The organism is Enterococcus sp. DIV1083b (genome assembly GCF_051713705.1).
Lineage (GTDB): Bacteria > Bacillota > Bacilli > Lactobacillales > Enterococcaceae > Enterococcus_D > Enterococcus_D casseliflavus.
In genome coordinates this window covers 84,029-106,381 of sequence record NZ_JBIOQJ010000001.1, presented here as the reverse complement: position 1 = coordinate 106,381, position 22,353 = coordinate 84,029, and the positions used below count along the sequence as shown (strand labels likewise).

The window sequence follows — 22,353 nt, the reverse complement described above, 5'->3', positions numbered from 1 at the left end:
CAGAAACGGCTGCAAGCGCATTTTCTTTTTTGCTAAGGCTTACGGTTGCTGATCTAACGAATAGAAAAGCTCCTCAGTCATGAAGGAGCGTTGCGACTGCATAAAAATAGCCAGCACGGAAGTTTCCGCACTGGCTGTAGGGGCCCCTTTAATGGGACTGCTTTTTATTGCCTATAATTCTTTGATGACGGCTTTTTCTTCCGCCGTCAAAGCGAAATCAAAGAGCGCTAAATTTTCGGCTTGATGTTTTTCTGAATGGGATTTCGGAATCACGATCACCCCACGCTCGATTTGGTAACGCAAGACCACTTGGCTCCAGGTTTTTTGATACGCTTCACCGATTTGGGTCAAGGTTTCCCGAGCCGCTTCTGAAATCCGTGAAAGTGGCCCCCAGGCTTCTGGAACTACCTGATTGGCTAAGGAATAGGCGATGATCGCATCGTTCCACTTGCCTGGATGCGATTCGATTTGATTGACCGCTGGTTTGATCCGACTGTTTGCCAATAAATAGCTAAGTTCTTCTTCTTGGAAATTGGACACCCCGATCGCTTTTAAGACTCCTTTATCGACATAAGCCTCAAGAACCGCCCAGACAGCGGCGATCTCTGCCAAGTTGTCCCACGGATGATGGATCAAATAAAGATCGATCGATTCCGTCTGCAGGGCTGCTAAACTCGCTTCGACAGACGCTTTCACGGCAGCTGCATCTTGCGTATGCTCTGGTTTGCCAGGAATCTTAGAAGTCAGGAAAAATTCGCTGCGGTCGATCCCGCTTTCCTTGATGGCTTTGCCTACCACGGCTTCGTTGCGGTAAGAAATCGCCGTATCAAAATGCCGATACCCAAGCTTGATGGCAGTCAACAGCTCTGTCGTATCATCATTGATCGCACCTTGGTATTCTCGGTTTTCTTTCCCAAATGTATTCGTCCCACTGCCGATCACTGGAATCTGAATGCCGGTATTCAATTCAATCGTTTCCATGCTGCTTCCCCCTTTGTGTTGTTTCTAGTCTATCAAAAAAGCAGGAGTATGGGGAAGAAAAACTCTTATTGCCGCGAAAAAACGGGGAAAAACACAAAACGCATGTTCAAGCTGCCCCTCCTCCGTTATACTGAGGGTAAGACACGAAACACCCAAATAAGGAGAGTTACTTTTGAAAAAAACACTATTTTTTCTTTGTGGATCACTGACATTCGGTCTAGGTACTTTAGGAATCTTTTTACCTTTCTTACCCACAACGGTCTTTTACTTGCTGACGGCTTATTTCTGGCTGCGGAGTTCCGATACCTATTATCAACGCTTGGTTCAATCAGAAAATTATCAAAAATACATTGAAAAACCACTCGTACAAAAACAGCTGAGCACCAAGGGAATGGTTCGGATGTTTGCCATGATGCTGGTAGTCTTTGCCATTCCTGCACTATTGATCCCTAATCTGCTGGTACGTTTCGTCCTCGCTGCCATCTACCTCGCCCATGTCATTGGGATCACTTGGTATTTAAAAGGACGCAAACCTGTGATCCAAAAAACGGATCAGCCCCTGTAAGGCGAAGCTGCACGAACACACCGTAATCCACCAAGCAAGCGAGCCTTGCTAGTGGACTGCGGTGTATTTTTTTCTCCTATTTTAGCGGGAGCCCACTGACGCCTCTTCGATGATGGGGGCTGATTGGGCGATCGCTAACCAGGCAGCAGGGATTCGGTATGGGGAGCAAGAAACATAGTCGATGCCGATCTCTCGCAAAAATGCAATGGAATAGGGATCGCTGCCGACTTCGCCACAAACACCGATCGAGTGCTCTGGCTGACGATCTCTTACGCCAGTGATCGCTTGGCGCATCAAGGTGCCAACACCCGCCTGATCTAAGTGCTGGTAAGGATCTTCTTGTAAGATCCCCGACTGCAAATAGGCTTGAATAAAGCTGCCTGCATCATCCCGCGAAAAGCCAAACGTCATTTGGGTCAAGTCATTGGTACCAAAACTAAAGAACGCCGCCTCTTCAGCACACTCCCCAGCGATCAAGCACGCTCTAGGTGTCTCGATCATCATGCCGATCTCGATGTGCAACGGTTGCTGCAGGGTTGCTTCTGCTTGAGCGATCACCTGCGTCAACGTCGCTTTCAACACCTGCAGTTCTGCTGGCAAACTGATCAGGGGCAATAAGATCGCCGCCTCTACCTCGACTCCTTGCTGCCGCAATTCCACAGCCGCTTCACAAATCGCCGCTGTTTGCATTTCATAAATTTCTGGATAGCTCAGTCCTAAACGGCTGCCGCGATGCCCCATCATGGGATTGACCTCTTGCAGCTCGTCAATTCGCCGCTCGATCACTGCCAATGATTTTTGACTACGGCGAGCCATTTCAAGGCGTTCATGCTCATGGGGCAAAAATTCATGAAGTGGTGGATCCAATAAACGAATCGTGCACTTCTTTCCTTGCGCGGCCTGCAGCATTTCTTGGAAATCGGCTTTTTGATAAGCCTTGATCTCAGCCAACGCCTTCAATCGTTCCGCCTTCGTTTCCGCCAAAATGACTTCCCGCATTTTCCACAAACGCTCTTCTCCAAAAAACATATGCTCCGTCCGTGCCAGACCGATGCCCGCTGCCCCAAAGGCCAGCGCAGCCTCAATGTCATTTTTCGTTTCCGCATTTGCGTAAACCTTTAGATCTGCCTGGCCTTGTGCCCACGTCAAAAGCTGATCCAGCAAGACACGCTCCTGGACACTGGTCATAGGCAGCTGCCCTTGATACAGTTTGCCAGTGCTGCCGTCTACCGAAAGCACGTCACCTTCTTCAATCAGCAGCTCACCACAGCGAGCCTGCTTCAAAAATACATCGACACTTAATGCCTCGCACCCTACCACACAGCAGACCCCCAGACCACGGGCGACCACCGCCGCATGCGAAGTCATCCCCCCACGAGCGGTAATGATCGCTTCACTCACCACCATGCCTTCAATATCTTCAGGTGAGGTTTCTTGTCGCAGCAGCAGGACTTTTTCTCCTGCGCGGTTGGCTTTTTCCGCCGCCTCTGCAGTGAAATAGACATGTCCTGAAGCTGCTCCTGGACTAGCCGGCAAGCCCTGCGCAAAGGCTTTGGCTTGCTGTAAGGCTTCGGGGGCAAATAACGGGTGTAGCAATTGATCGATCATTTCTGGTGTGATGCGATCTAGTGCTTGCCTGATAGTGATCCGACCTTCTGCGACCATATCCGTTGCGATTTGCGCTGCGGCAGCGGCGGTTCGTTTGCCGTTTCTTGTTTGCAAGACAAACAGCTGGCCGTCATCGATGGTAAACTCAATGTCTTGCATGTCTTGATAGTGATCCTCCAAACGCTCAGCCAGTTGCTTTAATTCCTGATAGATCATGGGATGCTGCTGTGCCAACGCTTGGATCGGTTGCGGTGTACGAATCCCTGCAACCACATCTTCCCCTTGGGCACACACTAAAAATTCGCCGAAAAGTCCCGGTTCCCCGGTTGCTGGATTGCGGGTGAAGGCGACACCCGTCCCACTATTTATACCGCTGTTACCAAAAACCATTTCTTGAATCGTTACGGCAGTCCCTAGATCGTCAGGGATGCGATGGAGAGATCGGTAGGTCTTTGCCCGTGGGTTGTTCCATGAGCGAAAAACCGCCGTGATGGCTGCCAACAATTGCTGAAACGGGTCTTGCGGAAACGCTTCTTGAGTATGTTCCATATAAATACTTTGAAACACGCGGCAGATCATTTGCCAATCATTGCCAGTCATCATTTGGTCTGACGCATAATTCTGCTGTTTCTTATAGTCTGTCAAGTAGGCTTCAAAGTGCTCTTTTGCTACACCTTTCACCACATCCCCATACATTTGGATCAAACGGCGGTAACAATCATAAGCAAAAACGGGGTCCCCCGTCTGCTGAGCCAACCCTTGGACGGTTTCATCATTCAACCCAAGGTTTAAGATCGTATCCATCATCCCTGGCATGGAAAACTTAGCACCACTGCGGACAGAAACCAACAACGGCGACTGCAGTCCGCCAAATGTTTTGTTCCTGCGGACTGCCAATTCTTCGATGGCAGCTTTGACTTGCTTGATGATCGCCTCAGGAAGAACCTGTTCTTCTAAATAGGTCAGGCAAATAGTCGCAGGGACGATAAATCCCTGGGGAACAGGCAAACCCAAATTGGTCATCTCCGCAAGATTTGCCCCTTTCCCGCCTAATAGTGCTTTTTGCTCTTTTGTGCCTTCTGAAAACCATACGACTGCTTTTTCCATCATGTTCCTCCTTTTAAATGTTGTATACTATTTCGATTAATTAGCAGTATATAGTATGACACATTTAATCGTCAAGCTGAAAAAAGAAAACTTTTAAGGGATTTATCCTTTTAAAAGAGAAGGATTGCCTTTTTATTCGGAAAATCATATAATCAATAGCGTAGCACATAAAAGAAAGAAGGTGACACATTGGAATTAAGCCAAAGACAAATGAAAATCATTGAGATCGTCAAAGAGCATCAGCCGATCAGTGGGGAGACCATTGCGAAGCAGTTGGGCTTGAGCCGCGCAACCTTGCGGAATGACTTATCGATTTTGACCATGACCGGTTTATTAGACGCCCGACCGAAAGTCGGCTATTTCTATACAGGACAAACCGTTGAGCCTTTGCTTTTCGAAAAACTCTATCATACCAAAGTTGCAGAAATCATGATCCCACCGTTGCTGATCTCACAAACGGTCTCCGTTTATGAAGCGGTCACGACTTTGTTTATGTACGATGTCGGTTCCCTCTATGTCAAAAATGACCAAGACGAGCTGATTGGGGTCCTCTCCCGCAAAGACCTACTGCGCTTTGCGATCAGCAATGCCGCACCAGAAAAAACACCTGTAGCGATGATCATGACTCGCATGCCAAACATCGTGACCATCACACCCGAAGAAACGATTTTGACGGCTGGTACGTTGTTAGGGCGACATGAAGTCGATACCTTGCCTGTGGTCGATCCGCAGGAACCAAAAAAAGTCATCGGCAAAATCACGAAGACACGGCTGATGAATTACTTTATTCAAGCAGGCAATGACAGTGACAACACACACTTTTAGGGGGCAAAAACAATGAAGAACGTTCGAATATATTTGATTTCAGATTCCGTAGGCGAAACGGCACAAAAGCTGATCGCAGCCGTTTCCGCGCAGTTTCCCACGATCGACCTTTCAGACATCCAGCTCTTTCCCTTTACTAATGATGAAGAGAGCTTAGGCGAGATCCTCAAAGATGCCTTGCTAGACAAATCGATCGTCGTTACCACCTTAGTCAATAAAGAGTTAGTCGCCTTTGTTGATGCCTTTGCCAAGCGGACTGGTTTGCAGTATGTCGACTTTATGTCGCCCTTGACCACGATGCTGGAAAAAACATTCGGTGTAGAAGCCGTCCAAGAGCCTGGTGCCTTGCATCGCTTGAACCAAGCATATTTCAGCCGGGTGGCAGCGATGGAATTTGCGGTGAAATACGACGACGGCAAAGACCCACGGGGATTTCTCGATGCTGACTTTGTCCTCTTAGGGGTTTCGCGAACCTCGAAGACACCATTGAGTTTATACATGGCAAACCGCGGCTACAAAGTGGCAAATCTGCCTTTGATTCCTGAAGTTGCTTTGCCAGCCGAAGTGCACCAAGTCGACCCGCGGAAAATGGTCGGTTTGACCACGAATCCAGAATCCCTTACCGAGATTCGGAGATCCCGAATGCATTCATTGGGCTTAAAAGAAGAGACCCATTACACCAATTGTGAACGAATCGAAGCAGAATTAGCTTACGCGAATGAATGGTTCAAAAAGCTGAACATTCCGGTGATCGATGTCAGCAAACGTTCCATTGAAGAAAGCGCGATGCTGATTGAAGAACAAGCCAAAGAACAGGCCCATGTTCAATAAAGACGCCTTGGCAAACCTGACCGAGATCATCAACTTGGAAGCCATCCAGCAGCTGCCGAAAGCCACCGAGCACTTTGTCAGCGATCTGCATGGTGAATACGATGCCTTTGACCATATTTTGCGGAATGGTTCTGGCAGTATCCGAGAAAAAGTCGAGATTTTGTTTACTGGCGTCTTGACGAAAGAAGAACAGACCGAACTTTGTTTTGTCATTTATTATCCAGAGGAGCTATTACAAGAACAGGCATGGACCCCTGCCGATTGGCGCTTAAAGATGGCACAGCTAGTGAAAGTTGCCCGCTTTACTTCCAGTAAATACACACGCTCCAAGGTACGCAAAGCACTGCCGTCTTCTTTTGCTTATATCTTAGAAGAACTGTTGTACCAATATGATGCTGACTTCAATAAAGAAGCTTACTATCGTGCGATTTTTGATAAGATCATTGAATTAGAGGCAGCCCCGCTTTTTTGCCAAGAACTGGCGTACTTGATTCAGCGCTTCGTAGTGGATCATCTCCACGTCTTAGGCGATATTTATGATCGCGGACCAGCGCCAGACAAAATCGTCGATCGCTTGATGACTTTGCCCTCACTGGATATTCAGCTAGGCAACCATGATATTTTGTGGATCGGCAGCTTTTGCGGCTCGCTGCCCTGTTTGGCCAATACGATCCGCATCGCTGCTCGCTACGGCAATCTGGCATTATTACAAGATGGTTATGGCATCGATCTATCAAAAGCACTGGCTTTTAGCCAAAAATATTACACAGAAAATGAAGGCTTTTATCCGCAAAAAACAGTGGACCCTTTATCAAGCCAGCAAAAAAAAGCAGCCATGCTTTTGCAACAGGCGTTTGCCATCATCCAATTCAAAGTCGAAGCAGCCGTGATCCAGCGGCGACCAGCATTTGCGATGGCAGAGCGCTGCTTGTTGCATCGCTTGTCTCAAGATCGGCAACAAATCCAGCTAGACCAGACCTATCCTTTGATCAACGGCTGTTTTCAACTAGTAGATCCCGATGATCCTTACCGTTTGACAGCAGAAGAACATGAGGTACTGCAAGATTTGCTGAGCCAATTTCAACGCTCGCCCCGTTTAGCTGCGCATATGCGCTTTTTAGTTGAGCATGGCACCTTGTACCAGCGCTTCAACGACAACCTGCTGTATCACGGCTGCCTGCCTTGTCAGGAAAACGGCGATTTCCTGGCCTTTACTTTCCAGCAGCAGCCCTTAGCAGGCAAAGCGTTGATGGACTTTTTTCAGCAATGTTTGCAGGAAAGCTTTGCCCAACCAGAAAAGCAAACAGACCTTGCCACCGATATGATCTGGTATCTTTGGTGCGGCGAAGGCTCTTCCCTCTTCGGCAAAAAAGCCATGAAAACCTTTGAGCGCTACTTTATAGCAGATCGCAACACCCATACGGAACAAAAAAATGCCTATTATTCTTTAAGGGAAAACGAAGACTTCTGCTGCCGTGTCCTAGCTGCCTTCGGTCTGCCGCCGACAGGCCACATCATCAATGGCCACACCCCTGTCAAAGTGCGTAAAGGTGAGACGCCCATCAAGGCAAATGGTCGCTTATTGGTGATCGATGGCGGACTCTCTCGCTCCTATCAATCCGTCACAGGCATTGCTGGTTACACGCTGTTGTCAAATTCCTTCGGCATGACCTTAGCAGCCCATCAACCCTTTACAGATCGCCAGCAAGCCATCCAGCAGCGACGTGACATCGTCACTCAGAAAAAAATCGTCGTGCGGCAAACGGAAAGAACAACGGTAGGGCAAACAGATATCGGCAAGCGGCTACAGCAAGAAAGCCGAGTGCTTTTTGAAGAATTAAAAAATCATCCGATCCCTTGACGAGTCATTCGTCAACCAATCGGATGATTTTTTTTACAGTCCTTTAGAACTATGAAAGGCTTTGAGTTTTTCCAACGCCTGCAGCACAATGATCAAGACCAAGATCGCTAAGGCCAAAAAGAGCGTTTCTAACCCTTTTCCTTGTGCCAAAAGTAGCTCTCTTAAAATTGCTGTAATACTGATCAAAATCAAGTAACGCACCGGAATATGGTGACCTTCTTTTACGTAACGCAATAACATCAAAATAATTTCCAGTAAAATAAACAATGTCGCGATCTCTTCGATCAATAAGGAAAGATCGCTAACTTCATGCAGTGGGATCACATGGACAACGATTTTGTAGATCGCTTCCGCCATCACCACCAAAACCAAAAGAACCAACAGTCCTAACATAATATCAACAATCACACTAATCATTTTTTCGAAGTGCTTAAAATACTTTCCCATAACACCCCTCCTCGCACTTATTATAGCGAAACTGTTCAAAATCACTTTACGATATGCTTGCAAGTGCAGCTTTTTTTAGGAAGGAAGGAAATAAACACGCAGGACTGAGGGTAGTCGCTTTGATCATTAGTCAAAAGGGATAGCTGCTTTATGGGGACGCAGCCACGAAAAAGCCTGTTTATGGCAATGGTGGGGCGTGACTCCTTCACGCAAGCAAATAAAAAAGCTAGGCATAAAGCCTAGCTGAAATGGTGCCTTTGGATTGGACTGGTTTTCCTTATAAACTGGGATCAGTTGACCCCTTCGACTGTTAGATCAACGTTTTCACTCGTATCTTCCGCAGCTTCGTCATCGCTATTGGAGGTTTCCGAAGACGGTTCAGTCGTTTCACTACTGGAGCTGCTTGTTGTAGTACTGGTCGAACTCGTAGACGAAGAGCTTGAAGAACTGCTGCTAGCGCTACTGCTGGAGGTATCGCTGGTGGTCGTTGAGCCGCCACTCGGCGCTGTACTCGAACTGCTTTCGCTACTTGCAGAAGTACTGACGCTAGGCTCTGTCTCTACTTCGCTTACAGAAACAGACGTGCCTTCATTTGTCGACGCTTCGATCGAGCGACTAGTCGTTGAAGACGGTGTATACGAACTAACACTGGCTTCATAAAAAATCTGACTGGAATCAGAGGTTTCTTCGATACTGCTGCTTGCGGTCTGGTAAGGTGGCTCGGAGGAACTACTGGAAGAATCTCGAACAAAGGGCGCGGCAACAAAGGCATTGGCATCTTGATTGATCGCCACACTCAAAAAAACCGCAACAAAACAACTGACTAATGCCGACTGCATATTGAACTTGAATTTCATCGCACTCCCCATCCTTTCCCAAAAATATGGTTGGACCTTCCGTCAATGATCTATCTCATTCTTATATTATACAAAAAAAAGCAATCGTCAACAAATTAAGTTTTATTTTCAAAGATGACAAAGACATGAATGCCCGTTGCGCAACAAAAAAAGCCCGAGGGCGACGGTCGATCACCTGCGGGCCCATCCCTTTACTAAGGGTTGGCAGGTGCGACGGATGCTCGTTCCTCTGGCTTTAATAGTTCCTTTACTTAAGAAATTCTTTTACTTATAAGTTTCGCAGATGATTCGGGTCATGGATCGGTGCTTCAATATCACTGTCTCCCATGCGCGGTGTTGGATGAACGGACTCATCGGGCATCGCCGTTTCACCTGGTAACGGTTGATCGATGATTGGCTCAGTATCTGCAGCACGATCCGTTATTTTGTCCATCGGCTGATAATCGTAGACGCCGACAACGAGTTTGTCTCGTTCGATGTCATCTCGGTAGCCGTATAATGGATCATGTTCATCGTCTCTGTGATCTGAATCGCCAAAAGAAAACGCATCTTTGATTTTTTCCCAAAGCGAACGATCTTCGTCTTCACTAGCAGCATGCTCCACTTCCACATCATCGATGGATTCTAACCCAAATTGATCGATGACTGTTTGATTCGCATACAGCACGATATCGTCTTTGCCATAGCCTTCGTTTGTCAATTGCTCAATAACCGGTAATACTTCTGTTCGAGTGTCGTAACTGCCAATAATCGTTAGGTTTCTGTTGTGCATGTGAAATCCTCCTTATTTTGTGTACGCTTCGATTGTTCTGGTTCTGAAGCAATTCTTTTAAAACTAGCAATTTCTATTGCTTCTTTCATTCTAACGCAGGGTTCTATGATTGACCAAATAGTTTGATTGCGCTTACGAAAAACAAGTAGTTTCTTGATAAACCGCTAGCAGCTTAGTGAACGCTTGATCCAGCATAAAAAACCGCGTGAGCCAATGGCATACACGCGGTTGCTTTTGCTTATTATTTGGAAACGATCAGCTTTTGCCCGACATAGATCGTATAGCTGCTGTTGATCTTGTTCCATGATGCGATTTGGCTGATGCTGGTGTTGTATTTTTGTGCCAGTGACCATAGGCTGTCACCTGATTTCACCGTGTGCGTCTTCGTTGAACTACTGCTGGTATTCGTATTAGAAGACCCACTGCTAGCAGCTGTCAAGTAGGCACCGCTGACCCAGCCTTTGCCAGAAACATAATACCATTTGTTCGTGCCATTGACGGTCGTCCCGGTTTTTGTTGCGGTAACCGTGACGGTTGCCCCTTTACTTAAAGAACCAGTAATACTGCTGCTGGTAGAAGCATCGGAACGAACATTTAAAATCTCGGTGGTTTTCATTTTCTGATTTGTCGTCGTTGAACCGCTGTTATTGGAAGAACTGCTGGTTGTTGTCAAGTAGGCACCACTGACCCAACCTTTGCCAGAAACATAGTACCACGTTTTATTGCCTTCCACTGAAGTGCCGTTCTTTTTCGCTGTCACGGAAACGGTCACCCCTTGACCAAGCGTCGTCACGACACGGCTGCTGGTAGAAGCATCCGAGCGGACATTCAATGCGGCCGTCGTCTTCATTTTTTGATTGATGCTTGAACTGTTGTCTTCTTTTTCTGCTTCAGAAGCATTATTGTTGGTCACTTCAGTAAGGTAGGCACCGCTGACCCAACCTTTGCCAGAGACATAGTACCAATTTTTGTTGCCGTTGACTGATGTGCCGGTTTTCATAGAAGTGGCTGTAAAGGTCGTGCCTTTGCTAAGTGATCCTACCACTGATCCGCTAGTAGAAGCGCTGGAACGAATATTCATCGCTTCCGTCGTCTTCATTTTTTTGTTGATCGTCGTGCCAGAATTGCTATTGTCAGAACCGGTGTTGCCTGATCCGCTATTGTTATTTGAAGCATCGGTCGAAACCTTCGTCAAATATGCACCGCTGACCCAGCCTTTGCCAGAAATTTTATACCACGTGGTGTTGCCGTTGACGCTGGTGCCCGTTTTGGTCGCCGTTGCCGTAAACGTCGTATTGGCTGCTAACGAACCAGTAATAGAGGCACTGGTGGAGGCATCCGAACGAATATTCATGGATGACGTGGTTTTCATTTGCTGATTGATCGCTGTTTCATCACTGACGATCGTTTCATTGCTATTGCCGCCGCCTGCATTTGAGCTGCCAGTGTCATATTGCGTTAAATTATACGTACTGATCAAATTGTTTAATTTGCTGGCATAAGAAGTATCGGTTGCATACCGCCCTTGCAGCCAAGCGGTCGCTTGCGTGTAAGAGGTCGTATTGCTTTTCCACGCACCGCTGTAATAGTAGTTGCCGCTAGAAAAACTCGTGTTGCGCAACACATACGCATTGTCTTCAAAAGACTCTTTTAATGATGGGTATTTCCGAAACTTGGCGCTGATCAAATAATAATTGCCTGAACCATCATCTTCATACGTATCCATTGTCACGTATTGGCCATTATAGCTACCTTTGATCCCAAACATATTGTTGGCCGTGGTCGTCAAAGTTGATGCGCCCCAGCCAGATTCCAAAATCGCTTGTGCCATCATAACAGAGGCATACAGATCGTTTGCTGCCGCTACTTCCGTTGCATAGCCGCAAATCTGACTGATAAAGGCAGCCGGATCGATCGTTGCCCGTGAAAATAATGCCCGACTGGTCAAATCCGAAAGGGCTGATGGTACTTCATCTGCTTCTAAGACTTCATCACTAGCGACTGTTGTGCTTTCTGTCGTCGCTGTTTCTGATCCCTCAGTGACTACTTCCGTCCCTGACTCCTCCGTCGTTTCCGAAGTTTCTTCGGTCACAACAGGTGCTGTCGTCGATTCTGTCGTTTCCTCAACCGGTGTGCTGTCGGTTTCTGGTGTAGTGTTTGTTGTTTGTTCAACGATCTTTAGGTCATTGCTAGTTTCTGTCGTTGCCGTTTCAGCCGCATGCCCTAAGGTCGGGATAAACGTTGATCCCGCTACTAAAGTAGTAGCCATCGTAATACTTTTTTGGGTATATTGTGTGCGCTTCAAGCGCTTTTCTAAGCGGCGTCGTTCTTTACGAATTGTCATTTAATCCCTCCGTCGTAATAGCCTTTTTTTATTGTAACACGATTTATTAAAAAATGGGGGGTTAAGATGAAAAAACAGTGAAATCAACGAGATAATTTCTTGCTATGAAACAATTTTCTCTTTTGCTTCATCCGCCAATCCTCTGTTTTAAAAAAAGAAAAAAGAGTGGTTTTGGCACCAAAAAAGCAGCCTTTATCAAAAAGACTGCTTTGGTTGAATTGTTATTTAATAACAGGTGCGGGCTTTTTGGCTTTTTTCAGCATCGCATAGCCAATGTTGAGAACGAGCCCAAAAACCGCCAAGAAAATTGCTGTATAAAAGGCTTTTGTATAATCTCCTTGGTTGCTTTCAGCGATTGCTGCTGCCACTCTAGGCCCAAAGAATGCCGCCGTAGAATAACCAATAAAGACGATTCCATAGTTGACTCCTTGATTGATCGGTCCGTAATTTTCCATAACGATCGATGGGAAAACCCCCATCACGCCCCCGAAGCACAGTCCTAAACCGATGATCCCGACAGTGAAGATCACGGTTGTTTGACCAAGCGTTAATAAGAATAAGGACAATGCCACCACGCCATAGATGATCATCAACGTATTCGTCCGACCAATTTTATCAGAAACGGTGCCCCAAAGGACACGACCAAAACAGTTGCTCAATGAGTACAAGCTGACATAAAAAGCAGCGGCGGCTGCCGTCAAACCGAACATACTTTGCCCGATCACTGATGCGTTAGAAGCAATCATCAAACCTGAGAAAGCCCCTGCCCCTAACATAACGATAATCAAGTAGAAGGTTGGTGTCTTTAGCATGTCCAACCAATTCAGATTGATTTGTGGGCCATTTTTCCCTTGCACCGCTGGTTGCCAACCTGCTGGGCGATAATCTTCTGGTGCCTTGCGAATAAACAGACTAGCCACTAAGACGATCACGATATAGGCGATCCCTAAAATCCGAAACGCTGCTAGTACATCTTGTGATTCGATCAAACGATTTGCAATCGGTGCGGCAATAATCGCTGCCCCACCCATACCTGCTGTGATCAAGCCAGAAGCCAGTCCCCGTTTATCTGGGAATAGCCGAATCGTATTGCTTAAACAAGCCGAATAGGCCAAGCCTTGCCCTAAACCAGCAAAGACTCCATAGGTCAGGTACAGCATGGCGGGTGAGTTGACCAATCCCGTCAGGAAGAAGCCCGCTCCGAACAACACGCCTCCACCAGCGATGACCCATCTAGCGGCTCCTCGGTCTGTCAGCAAACCACCCAAAATCATGGTAATCGGGCCAACTGCGGCATTGATGGTAAAGGCTAACATGATCTCTTCCATGGACCAGCCTTTTAATTGACTAAGAGGTCCTGCAAAAACACTAAAGGCGTAAACAGCGCCCGTACACAGCAATACCGCGGTCGAAGCGATCAGAATCAGCCAACGATTGATTTTTGTTTCCATTTTTTCTCTCCTTTGCTTTAAGCATGTTACTTTATTCACATGTTTTTTTCAAAAGCTAGCGCGCGTGTCGAGACACAACGCGCAAGGCTTTTTATTCGAGATGTTCTGCGACTGCTGTTTTTCCAGCAATTCGGCCAAAAGTAAAGATGTCTGTCAACGAGTTGCCGCCTAAGCGATTGCCAGCATGGATCCCCCCAGCAACTTCCCCTGCTGCATACAGCCCTTCAATGATTTGATCTTCCTTCGTCAACACATGGGTTTGCGGATCGATCTTCAATCCCCCCATCGTGTGGTGAACCGCTGGTTTTCTTGGTGTGGCATAGAAAGGCGCTTTTTCCACTTTCAAGTCGAAGACATCTTTGCCAAACTCTGGGTCCTTCCCAGCATCCACATAGCTGTTGTATTTCGCAACGGTCGCCTCTAAGACGGCTGGATCAACATTGATCTGCTCTGCCAGGCCAGCCAAGGTCTCACTGCGGAACAGCGTACCAGCAGCTACTTGCTTATCGATTTTTTCTTGGCTCGTGTTATAAGCGGTTTTCTTGATCTCTTCATCCGCGATCAAATAGAACAATCCGCCATTATCGATCGCCGCTTGGGTCAATACATCGCGGCTTTCGTATTCATTGACAAAGCGTTCACCCTTTTGATTGACCATCACAAAGTTAGCAGGTGGCACTTGCAGGCCACTGAACAAAGCCCCTGTGTTTGGATCAGATACGGGCATCATTTGCGAAAAGCCCATGCCAACAAGGTCCGCGCCAGCACTTTCCCCTAGTTTGATCCCGTCACCAGTGATCGCTGGTGAATTTGACGTTTTGATATCGTCTTCGATCTCTGTCCAATAGGTATTGTATTGTTTCAACATTTTCGTATTCGCTCCGAACCCACCAGAAGCTAAAATCACTGCTTTGGCATGGATCGTGACTTTTTGACCGTTACGGCCTTCCCCGATGATTCCAGTAACCTTGCCATCTTCGATCAATAATTCTTTGACAGGCATATCGGTTAAGATCGTTCCCCCATGTTCTTTCACGAATTGATGCAAAGCAGAGACAAAGGCATACCCTTCGTTTTTGACTGGTTTATGTCCTCGGCGCCATTTCGCTCCTACTGGCATATCGACATTGTTCATATCAAATTCTACGCCGATTTCTTCTAGCCATTTCACTGAGTCCAATGCTTGATCCGTCAAGATCTTCACTAGCTCGTATTTTCCATAGATCGGTTGACCATTCAAATCTTTGCGTTTTCCGCCTAAATAGGTTTGAATTCGATGCCACAAAGCAGAATCAAACAAGTATTCTTTTTCTGGCGTCGTTTCTGAAAGATACGCAGTGATTTGTGCCTTCAAAGCTTTGAAGTCTGGTAAGTATTCTGCATCGATCTCTTGCTCATCGATCGTCAGCACTTCTTCTAAAGCACTGCGTTCGCCAGGCAATGCGGAAAAGCCGTTTTGCCATTTTGGATCCGCGGCATTCATCGGTCCGCCAGTACGTACAGTATTGCCACCGATCGCTGGGAATTTTTCTACTAAGATCACATCTTTATTAGCTTGCAGCACACTGGCAGCCGCACTCAGACCCGCGCCGCCACCACCTACGACAACGACATCGGTGGTATATGTTTCATCTTCTGTTTGCAAAGCACTGGCGGCTTTTGGACGTTTGCGCAAGACATCTGGGTTCGCACCAGCCATTTTCACGGCTTTTGCTACACCATCAACGACACCGTTACTAGTAACCGAAGCACCAGAGATCGCATCGACATTTAAGGTTTGCCCTTCGATGATCTCTTGAGGAATCCGTACGAAAACGACATCAGCGATCCCTTCGGATTCACCAGAAGTATCGATATCGATAGCTTCGATCCGTTCTTCACTCAATTTGACGACCATTGGTAGATCCCCGTTATGTCCTGGTGCTGTGACGGTGTATTCGCCAGGCTCATAAACGACTTCTTCTGGTACGTTCAACAAATTAGCGACTTCCGTAAACCGAACAAACTTGCGGAAACAGCTTTCCAAAAAATCGACCGTTCGTTGATCTTTTAAATTGCCTTGTTCATCAAAGGCTTGATGCGCACGTCCCAACAAGAACTCATTTCCTGGCATGACTGTCGCATTGACACCCGGTGCATCAAGGATTTGGCGCAAATGAAGCTGTGCTCGCGAAGAGCCTTGTACATCGTAGGATGCACCGACGATCATCACTGGTTTGCCATCAAAGGGATGGAGATTGAAGGAGAGCCATTCCAAGACGCTTTTCAATGCGGAAGGAATCGAATGGTTATGCTCTGGTGTCGCAATGATCACCCCATCGGCTGCTAAAATCTTGCTATTTAACCGTTGGATCACTTCACTATTGGTTTGATCTTGTGTTTCATTGAACATTGGGACATCCTTGATTTCCAGTAGTTCAATTTCTGCTAGGGCAGCAAATTCTCGCTGCATAAACGCCACTAATTGGCGATTGGTGGATTTTTTGGCGTTCGTTCCGATTAGGCCGACAAATTTCATGACTGGTTCCTCTCTTTCTTATGCTTGTTCCCACGAAAATTTCTTTGCTCGTTCTTTAGCCGTTGAATATTCACTGACCAGACGGTTCGTGATTTCGACAAACAAGACAAATTCATTGAAACAATCTTCTAGTTCGGCAACTTTTTCGCTATCGATCAAGTTTCCTTGTTCATCGAAGGCTTGCATGGAGTGCCCTAATAAAAATTCTGCACTCGGCATGATTCGAGCTTTTACTTCTGGCGCATCCAAGATCTGACGCAAGTGGGCTTGGGCTCTCGATGAACCTAATGCACCAAGAGAAGCACCTGTGATCATCACTGGTTTATCGATCAAAGGCCGCGTCGTATAAGAAAGCCATTCAATCATGCTTTTTAGCACCGCTGGGATCGAGTGATCGTATTCTGGTGTACTGATGATCACCCCATCCGCTGCTTCGATCTTCTCTGACAAGGCTTGGACTGCCGCTGGTGCCATCCGATCTTCTGGTTCATTAAATGCCGGCAGATCACTGATTTCGCAAAGTTCGATCTCCGCTTGGTCACTAAAATGGCTTTGAATAAATTGCAGTAAGCGACGGTTGGTCGAACGCGTCGAGTTGGTTCCTACGATTCCAATCAATTTCATTATCATCTCTCCTAATTGTGAATAATTTAACATTTAACAATAAATAAAAAGTTTTTGACCATTGGCTTTGATTTCTTTTTTCAATCGTTTCTCAAGTTGATTTTTACGACCTACTGAGATGAAAGGCTTCTTCCTAAACAAAAAAATCTTCCCCAAGTACCCATTTAGTGTACGACTGAATTCTTTATTTGTGAAATATTTATTTAACTATCTATCGATAACAAATTTGTTATAATGAGAAAAATGACTAGGAGGACCACGCAATGGCACTTAAAGACTCCCATCTGATGCTGCAATACCTCGATACCTTGTTAAAGCATAGCAACTACACCAAAGCCGCCAAAGATCTCTACATCTCACAGCCTTACTTGACGCAAACCGTGAAACGAGCCGAGCAAGAGCTGGGGACCCCCATCATCAATCGGCAGCCGGGACATTTTCAACTGACGGAAGCTGGTAAAATCTATTATCAATATCTGGAAACCTTGGAAACAGAATCTGCCAAATTGAAAAGTCGGCTGTCTTGGTATACCGCGACCGAGAAGCGTTCTTTGCGCTTAGGCATCTTGCCAAGCCTTGGTTCTTACCTGCTGCCGCTCTTTTTGCCTGCGTATTATGAACACTATCCCAACGTGCACTTTTTCTTGCGGGAAGACCTGCCGAAGCACAATGAAAAACGCCTGCTGAATGGGCAGCTGGACTTTTTTATCGGACAAAACCCTGAGACGATCGCACCGAATCTAACGGTCCACAGTACCAATCAAGAACGGTATCTAGCGATCATTCCGCCTTGTTCTTCCCTGTATCAACCAGGGAAGCGGTATTTAGCGCCTGATTCATTGGCCGTCAAAGACTTGCTGCAAAGTCCATTGATTTTGACCGCCAGCGGCTCGGCGATTCGGCGCCAAATCGATCAATTGCTGCAAAAATACAAAGTAGAGGCGACGGTTCTCATAGAAAGCAGCAATATTTATACAGCAGCGGCATTGGCAGAAAACAACCTTGGGATTGCGATCGTACCAGAAAGCGTGCTGCAAGCTGCTACTGCGACCCCTTTTAATCTTTATCCAATGCCAGAGGAACTCTTGTCCCTCACCTATTTTATTGCCCACCAAGCCGAACGGGCATTGTCAAACAGCGAAGCCGCCTTGATCGAGGCCTTTTTGCACCACGTCTAGCTTTCCTTTTTTACAAAAAAAAACAAGCAGCGATCACCTATATTCCTAGGTGATCGCTGCTTGCTTTCATTCTGCTGTTGGCGTTTCGATCAAACGTGCTAATTCTTGCGGATAGATCAATTCACCTTGTTTGGTAATGACTAATCCAGTGATCCCTTCTAACGGCGCCAGCTCCTGCAAGATGGCTGGTGGCTCTTTGCCGAATAAGCGGGTCGTCCAAATCTCTCCATCAACCGATTTGTCGGATAGAATCGTGACACTGGCAATGGCTGACTCTAACGGATAGCCCGTTTCTCGATCAAAGATATGATGATAGGTCTTGCCCGCTACCTGATAGGTTCGTTCATAGATCCCTGATGTAACGACTGACTGATTGTGTACCTTCAACGCGGCGACAAAATTCCCTCTTGGCAAGAAAGGATTTTGGATCCCTATCCGCCAATAGCCATCAGCATGGCTCGGGGCATCGCCGTAAGTCACCACATTGCCCCCAAGATCGATCAAAGCGGCTGTGACACCGACCTGCTTGAAATACGCCATCAACAAATCAGCAAAATACCCTTTCGCAACGGCCCCTAGATCAAGCTTCATGCCGGCAGCTAACCCAACGGTCTGCAGTGTTTCATCCAAAACGATCTTGGCGGGATCAGTCTTTGGCAGCAGTTCAGCGATTTTCTCAGGCGTTGGTAGATGGGCATCTTGAAACCCGATTCGCCATTCCTGCACTAAAGGACCGATGGCAATATTTAAGTAGCTATCTTTTGGCAAGCTATGGGTTTTCCCTAGTGCGATCAATTCAACCAATTCCGGTGTGGCGGCGATCGCTCCTTGTCCTGCCTGCTGATTGATCTGCATCAACTCCGACGTAGGGTCATTGGCACTAAAACGCTGTTCAAAGGCCACGGCTCTTTTCGCTGCTTCCTCTAAGATCACTTCTGGGGTTTCATGCTGCACCCAAATCGTGATCACCGTTCCCATTCCCTGTAACACTCGTTGACCTTCTGCCATTGTCCTTGCTCCTTTGTCCTCTTCTTTTGGCTATCATAGCAGTTTCTGGGAGAAAAAAGTAGTCTGCGGGATGCCGCCACTGCTTTTTTTGAAAAAAAACTGCGAGGTCACCCTCGCAGTCTGCTGTTTCTATTGCTCAATGATAAAAGTCGAAGCGGCCTTTCGCCAATACTTCTTTGACCCCACCGGTTTGGTACAAGGAACGGTCCATAATGGCTTTTTTCACCACGGAAGCGGGATAGCCTTTGATGCCCATTTTCCCTACTAAGCCAAAGGCATGGGTATTGCCGATCGATGCCACTGAACCTAATGATTCAAAGTGGAAATCTGCTGGTTTTTCTCCGTTCATTTGACGTAAGATGTTTTTACCCGCATGCTGCCCCATCTTCAAAGCGATTTGAGCCGTTGTTGGATACGGGCGATTGGTCGCTGGGTCCATGACTGCTGAAACATCACCGACAACATAGACGTTACTATGATCAGGGTCTGTTAGGTCTTGATTGACCATCACGCGACCACGACGAGCAGAAAAGTCTGATTCAGCCATCACATGGCTGCCGCTGACGCCCGTGGTCCAAACGATGGTTTTGGCTGATAATTCTGCTGTTGCTCCTGTATCGGCATCATTTTGATAGACAACGACACCTGGTTTGATTGCTTTGATGGGTTTACCAGTCAGGAAGTTTACGCCCCATTTAACGAGATTTTTGATCCCGTAATCCGATAGTTTTTCATCAAACATCGGTAATAAACGAGTCACTGCTTCGACACAGTACAGTTTGATCTCTTCTGGTTTGACACCTGCTGCTTTCGCGAAGGTTTTACGGTTTTCCACCAATGAACCTAGCAATTCAATTCCAGTGAAACCAGCACCGCAGACAACGATTTTTAGGTAGTCAGGATTTTGTGTTTCTTTGTATGCCTTCATTTGTTTCAACAAATGATGATAGATGTTTTCTGCGGAGTCGACATCCACCATTTCCAACGCATGCTCCTCGACACCAGGGATCCCAAACGATTCTGATTCAAAGCCTAACGCCACGATCAAATAATCATACGTGCACGTGGATTGATCTTTAAAAACGATCACTTGCTGGTTACGATCGATCGACGCCACTTCCTTTTGAACAAAGGTGGTCTTTTGGGGACGAACGACATCATTGATGGGATAGCAAATGCGGTCTCTTGGTTGCGTACCGGCCGCAACTTCATGAAGATCGGTTGCCTCATAATGATAATCGTTTTTGTCGATCAATGTGATGTGAAACGCTTCTTTTGCTCCTTGCAGTACGTGCAATGCTCGCAATCCAGCATACCCTGCTCCTAAAATGACAACTTCCTTCATGTTTCCTTACTTCCTTTCTTTGCTGTAAAAATTATAAAATCAAACCAATCGCAAAACTCAGCACTTGTACGCATGCTCCGACCGCAAGGATCCGAACGGCACAAATGAAGGTCTCTCTTTTGATTTGTTTTTGCATAAATCGTTTTGTCTGTTGCCAGACAAAGGGCGCCGCGAAAAAGGTCAGAACCAGTGACCAAGGCGCAATGTTGAGGGCAACTGAGGCAATGATCGCAACAAACGCCAAGACGTTCATTGTGATAAATAATTTCAACGCACGGGCTTTACCAAGGTAATGCACTAGCGTATAGCGCTCATTTTTTTCATCCTCTTCCAGATCACAAATGTTGTTTGCCAGCATCAAGTTGGCGATCCATAATGTGTTGGGTAATGAGATCAAGAAAATACTGCCAATCGTGGCAATATTCCATTCAAAGGTTTGATAGGCATTAAGGTAGACACAGATCAACGAGATCATAAAGCCCATCGTAAAGCCAGAAAAGAACTCGCCTAAAGGCAAACTAGAAAGCGGCCGTGGACCAGAGGAATAAAAGATCCCGACTAGGTAACAATACAGCCCCATCCAAAAGAGCGGCCAACCAACTACCATTGCCAAGGCGATTCCCATGGCGGCGGAAACGATGATCATGGAGACCATCAACCAAAAAACCAATTTGACAGACAACTGTTCCCGACCAATGATATTGGTTTTTTCTTTGTAGTCATGCCCTTCTGTGGCATGATGGTAATCGTTGTAGTTATCTAAAATATCCACCGCCATATTGAAGATCAGCATGGCAATGAAATACAATAGGACATAGCCAAGATGAATCGTTTGATAATTGTACCAGCTGTAGCAGACACCAATGAAAAATGGCAAAATACTGGCGGTTTTTGCTTTAAATTCGACAAGTTCTAAAAATACAGGTAGCGTCACAACTTCACCTCCTTTAGCGAGTGCATTAAACTAGTCAATCACGCCCCTTTACGCTAGAATAAGGGCTGAATGACTGTTAGAAAGGGTTATACTATGTTTGACTTTTGGATCGATTATCCGACGATCGAACAACGATTGAAAACCGTATGTTCCATCATTGAAGAACACGTTACTGTTCGTAACAAAGAGATACAAGATGTTTTGATCGACTTTACTTATTCAGGTGGAAAAATGCTGCGGCCAGCGCTCTTTTTTTTGTTTGCTGACTTAGGCGATCCCCATTATAAAAAAACCGACCAATTAACAAAAATTGCTGCTTCTCTAGAAATTTTACACATGGCCACTTTGATCCACGACGACATCATTGACGATTCGCCGCTGCGGCGCAGTCAAGTCACTGTTCAAGCCAAATACGGCAAGGATATCGCGGTCTACACGGGTGATCTTTTGTTCACCCAATTTTTTGAGCTTTTGATCGAAAGTATGAATGGCTCCCCGTTTTTAAAAACCAACGCACAAGCCATGAAACGACTCCTTTTAGGTGAACTTGATCAAATGCACACTCGCTACAACATCCATGAATCGATTGACGACTATCTGCAAAGCATCAACGGCAAAACCGCTGAACTGTTTTGGCTCGCTTGTCTCGAAGGCGCTCATTTTGGCGGCCTCGACACAGAAAACCAAGAGCGGGCGGGTGAAATCGGGCGCAACATCGGGATCGCCTTTCAAGTATTCGACGATATTCTCGACTACACCTCTGATAGCGGCACTTTGAAAAAACCGATTCTAGAAGATTTGGCGCAAGGGGTCTATACCTTACCGCTGCTATTTGCCAAAGAACAGGCACCTGCAGCATTCGCTCCTTATTTGAATAAAAAAGCAGCACTCTCCTTGGCAGAAGCCCAAGAAGTTGCGGATCTTGTCGTTCGTTACGGCGGTGTCGAAAAAGCGCGCGCTTTCGCGGTCACCTACACGCAAAAAGCCTTAGACGACATCGATCTGCTGCCCGAAGCACCTAGCAAAGCCAAAATTCGTTCATTAACTGAACTGCTCTTGCAGCGCAATTACTGAGCCATAGAGCAATGAGAAGAAAA

At 46.5% G+C, this 22,353-nt stretch carries 18 protein-coding genes; 6 read left to right on the top strand and 12 right to left on the bottom strand.

All coding sequences use genetic code 11. The annotated features are described in order from the left end of the window. Window positions 1–171 precede the first annotated feature (171 nt). Window positions 172–981, bottom strand: a complete 810-nt coding sequence (locus tag IGI69_RS00465) for an aldo/keto reductase family protein (RefSeq protein ID WP_005226570.1) — start codon at window positions 979–981, stop codon at window positions 172–174. 172 nt (window positions 982–1,153) lie between these two features. Here IGI69_RS00465 and IGI69_RS00460 point away from each other — a divergent pair, with 172 nt between their 5' ends. Next, on the top strand, window positions 1,154–1,546 hold the full coding sequence (locus tag IGI69_RS00460; protein ID WP_194193640.1) for a YbaN family protein: 393 nt from the start codon (window positions 1,154–1,156) through the stop codon (window positions 1,544–1,546). An 81-nt stretch (window positions 1,547–1,627) separates the two neighbouring features. Here IGI69_RS00460 and ppdK read toward each other — a convergent pair whose 3' ends face one another. Then, window positions 1,628–4,261 carry a pyruvate, phosphate dikinase gene (gene ppdK, locus IGI69_RS00455; RefSeq protein ID WP_438739320.1) on the bottom strand — a complete coding sequence of 878 codons (2,634 nt, stop codon included), beginning with the start codon at window positions 4,259–4,261 and terminating at the stop codon, window positions 1,628–1,630. Window positions 4,262–4,450: 189 nt separating this feature from the next. Here ppdK and IGI69_RS00450 point away from each other — a divergent pair, with 189 nt between their 5' ends. The 3 genes from IGI69_RS00450 to IGI69_RS00440 are packed head-to-tail and all read left to right on the top strand — an operon-like array spanning window position 4,451 to window position 7,778. Next, complete coding sequence (locus IGI69_RS00450) at window positions 4,451–5,086, top strand: helix-turn-helix transcriptional regulator (protein WP_005226566.1); 636 nt, start codon at window positions 4,451–4,453, stop codon at window positions 5,084–5,086. Between the two features lie 12 nt (window positions 5,087–5,098). Next, window positions 5,099–5,917: a pyruvate, water dikinase regulatory protein gene (locus IGI69_RS00445; protein WP_005226564.1), complete on the top strand. Its 819-nt coding sequence runs from the start codon at window positions 5,099–5,101 to the stop codon at window positions 5,915–5,917. After that, a complete protein-coding gene (locus IGI69_RS00440; RefSeq protein ID WP_115231516.1) occupies window positions 5,907–7,778 on the top strand; it encodes a fructose-1,6-bisphosphatase in 1,872 nt (623 codons plus the stop codon). The genes IGI69_RS00445 and IGI69_RS00440 overlap by 11 nt, the downstream gene beginning before the upstream one ends. Window positions 7,779–7,811: 33 nt before the next feature. On the opposite strand, the gene IGI69_RS00435 is transcribed toward IGI69_RS00440, so the two are convergent. From IGI69_RS00435 to IGI69_RS00405, 7 genes are all read right to left on the bottom strand, one after another. Then, entirely contained in the window at window positions 7,812–8,225 is a 414-nt protein-coding gene (locus IGI69_RS00435) for a phosphate-starvation-inducible PsiE family protein (protein WP_010748527.1), read from the bottom strand. 290 nt (window positions 8,226–8,515) lie between these two features. After that, window positions 8,516–9,082 (bottom strand): hypothetical protein, encoded by a 567-nt coding sequence (locus IGI69_RS00430; protein WP_015508723.1) that lies wholly within the window; start codon window positions 9,080–9,082, stop codon window positions 8,516–8,518. Between the two features lie 268 nt (window positions 9,083–9,350). Continuing rightward, window positions 9,351–9,854 (bottom strand): general stress protein, encoded by a 504-nt coding sequence (locus IGI69_RS00425; protein WP_010748525.1) that lies wholly within the window; start codon window positions 9,852–9,854, stop codon window positions 9,351–9,353. Between the two features lie 241 nt (window positions 9,855–10,095). Continuing rightward, a complete protein-coding gene (locus tag IGI69_RS00420) occupies window positions 10,096–12,198 on the bottom strand; it encodes an SH3 domain-containing protein (RefSeq protein WP_438739317.1) in 2,103 nt (700 codons plus the stop codon). Between the two features lie 221 nt (window positions 12,199–12,419). Further along, window positions 12,420–13,649, bottom strand: a complete 1,230-nt coding sequence (locus tag IGI69_RS00415; RefSeq protein ID WP_438739315.1) for an L-lactate MFS transporter — start codon at window positions 13,647–13,649, stop codon at window positions 12,420–12,422. Window positions 13,650–13,740: 91 nt separating this feature from the next. After that, on the bottom strand, window positions 13,741–16,167 hold the full coding sequence (locus tag IGI69_RS00410; protein ID WP_438739313.1) for a flavocytochrome c: 2,427 nt from the start codon (window positions 16,165–16,167) through the stop codon (window positions 13,741–13,743). An 18-nt stretch (window positions 16,168–16,185) separates the two neighbouring features. Then, the gene (locus tag IGI69_RS00405) at window positions 16,186–16,791 is read right to left on the bottom strand and encodes an NADPH-dependent FMN reductase (protein ID WP_438739311.1); all 606 of its coding nucleotides are present in this window, start codon (window positions 16,789–16,791) and stop codon (window positions 16,186–16,188) included. A gap of 263 nt (window positions 16,792–17,054) precedes the next feature. Between IGI69_RS00405 and IGI69_RS00400 the strand changes: the two genes are divergently transcribed. Continuing rightward, window positions 17,055–17,969 (top strand): LysR family transcriptional regulator, encoded by a 915-nt coding sequence (locus IGI69_RS00400; protein ID WP_086372501.1) that lies wholly within the window; start codon window positions 17,055–17,057, stop codon window positions 17,967–17,969. Between the two features lie 66 nt (window positions 17,970–18,035). Here the strand turns inward: IGI69_RS00400 and IGI69_RS00395 are convergent, their stop codons facing one another. The 3 genes from IGI69_RS00395 to IGI69_RS00385 all read right to left on the bottom strand — a co-directional run bounded on the left by IGI69_RS00395 (window position 18,036) and on the right by IGI69_RS00385 (window position 21,256). Continuing rightward, on the bottom strand, window positions 18,036–18,977 hold the full coding sequence (locus tag IGI69_RS00395; RefSeq protein WP_218193005.1) for an FAD:protein FMN transferase: 942 nt from the start codon (window positions 18,975–18,977) through the stop codon (window positions 18,036–18,038). A 136-nt stretch (window positions 18,978–19,113) separates the two neighbouring features. Next, window positions 19,114–20,322 carry an NAD(P)/FAD-dependent oxidoreductase gene (locus tag IGI69_RS00390; RefSeq protein ID WP_208788331.1) on the bottom strand — a complete coding sequence of 403 codons (1,209 nt, stop codon included), beginning with the start codon at window positions 20,320–20,322 and terminating at the stop codon, window positions 19,114–19,116. Window positions 20,323–20,353: 31 nt separating this feature from the next. Further along, window positions 20,354–21,256, bottom strand: a complete 903-nt coding sequence (locus IGI69_RS00385; RefSeq protein ID WP_005226546.1) for a prenyltransferase — start codon at window positions 21,254–21,256, stop codon at window positions 20,354–20,356. 93 nt (window positions 21,257–21,349) lie between these two features. Here IGI69_RS00385 and IGI69_RS00380 point away from each other — a divergent pair, with 93 nt between their 5' ends. Beyond that, window positions 21,350–22,330: a polyprenyl synthetase family protein gene (locus IGI69_RS00380; protein WP_005226544.1), complete on the top strand. Its 981-nt coding sequence runs from the start codon at window positions 21,350–21,352 to the stop codon at window positions 22,328–22,330. The last annotated feature ends 23 nt before the right edge of the window (window positions 22,331–22,353 follow it).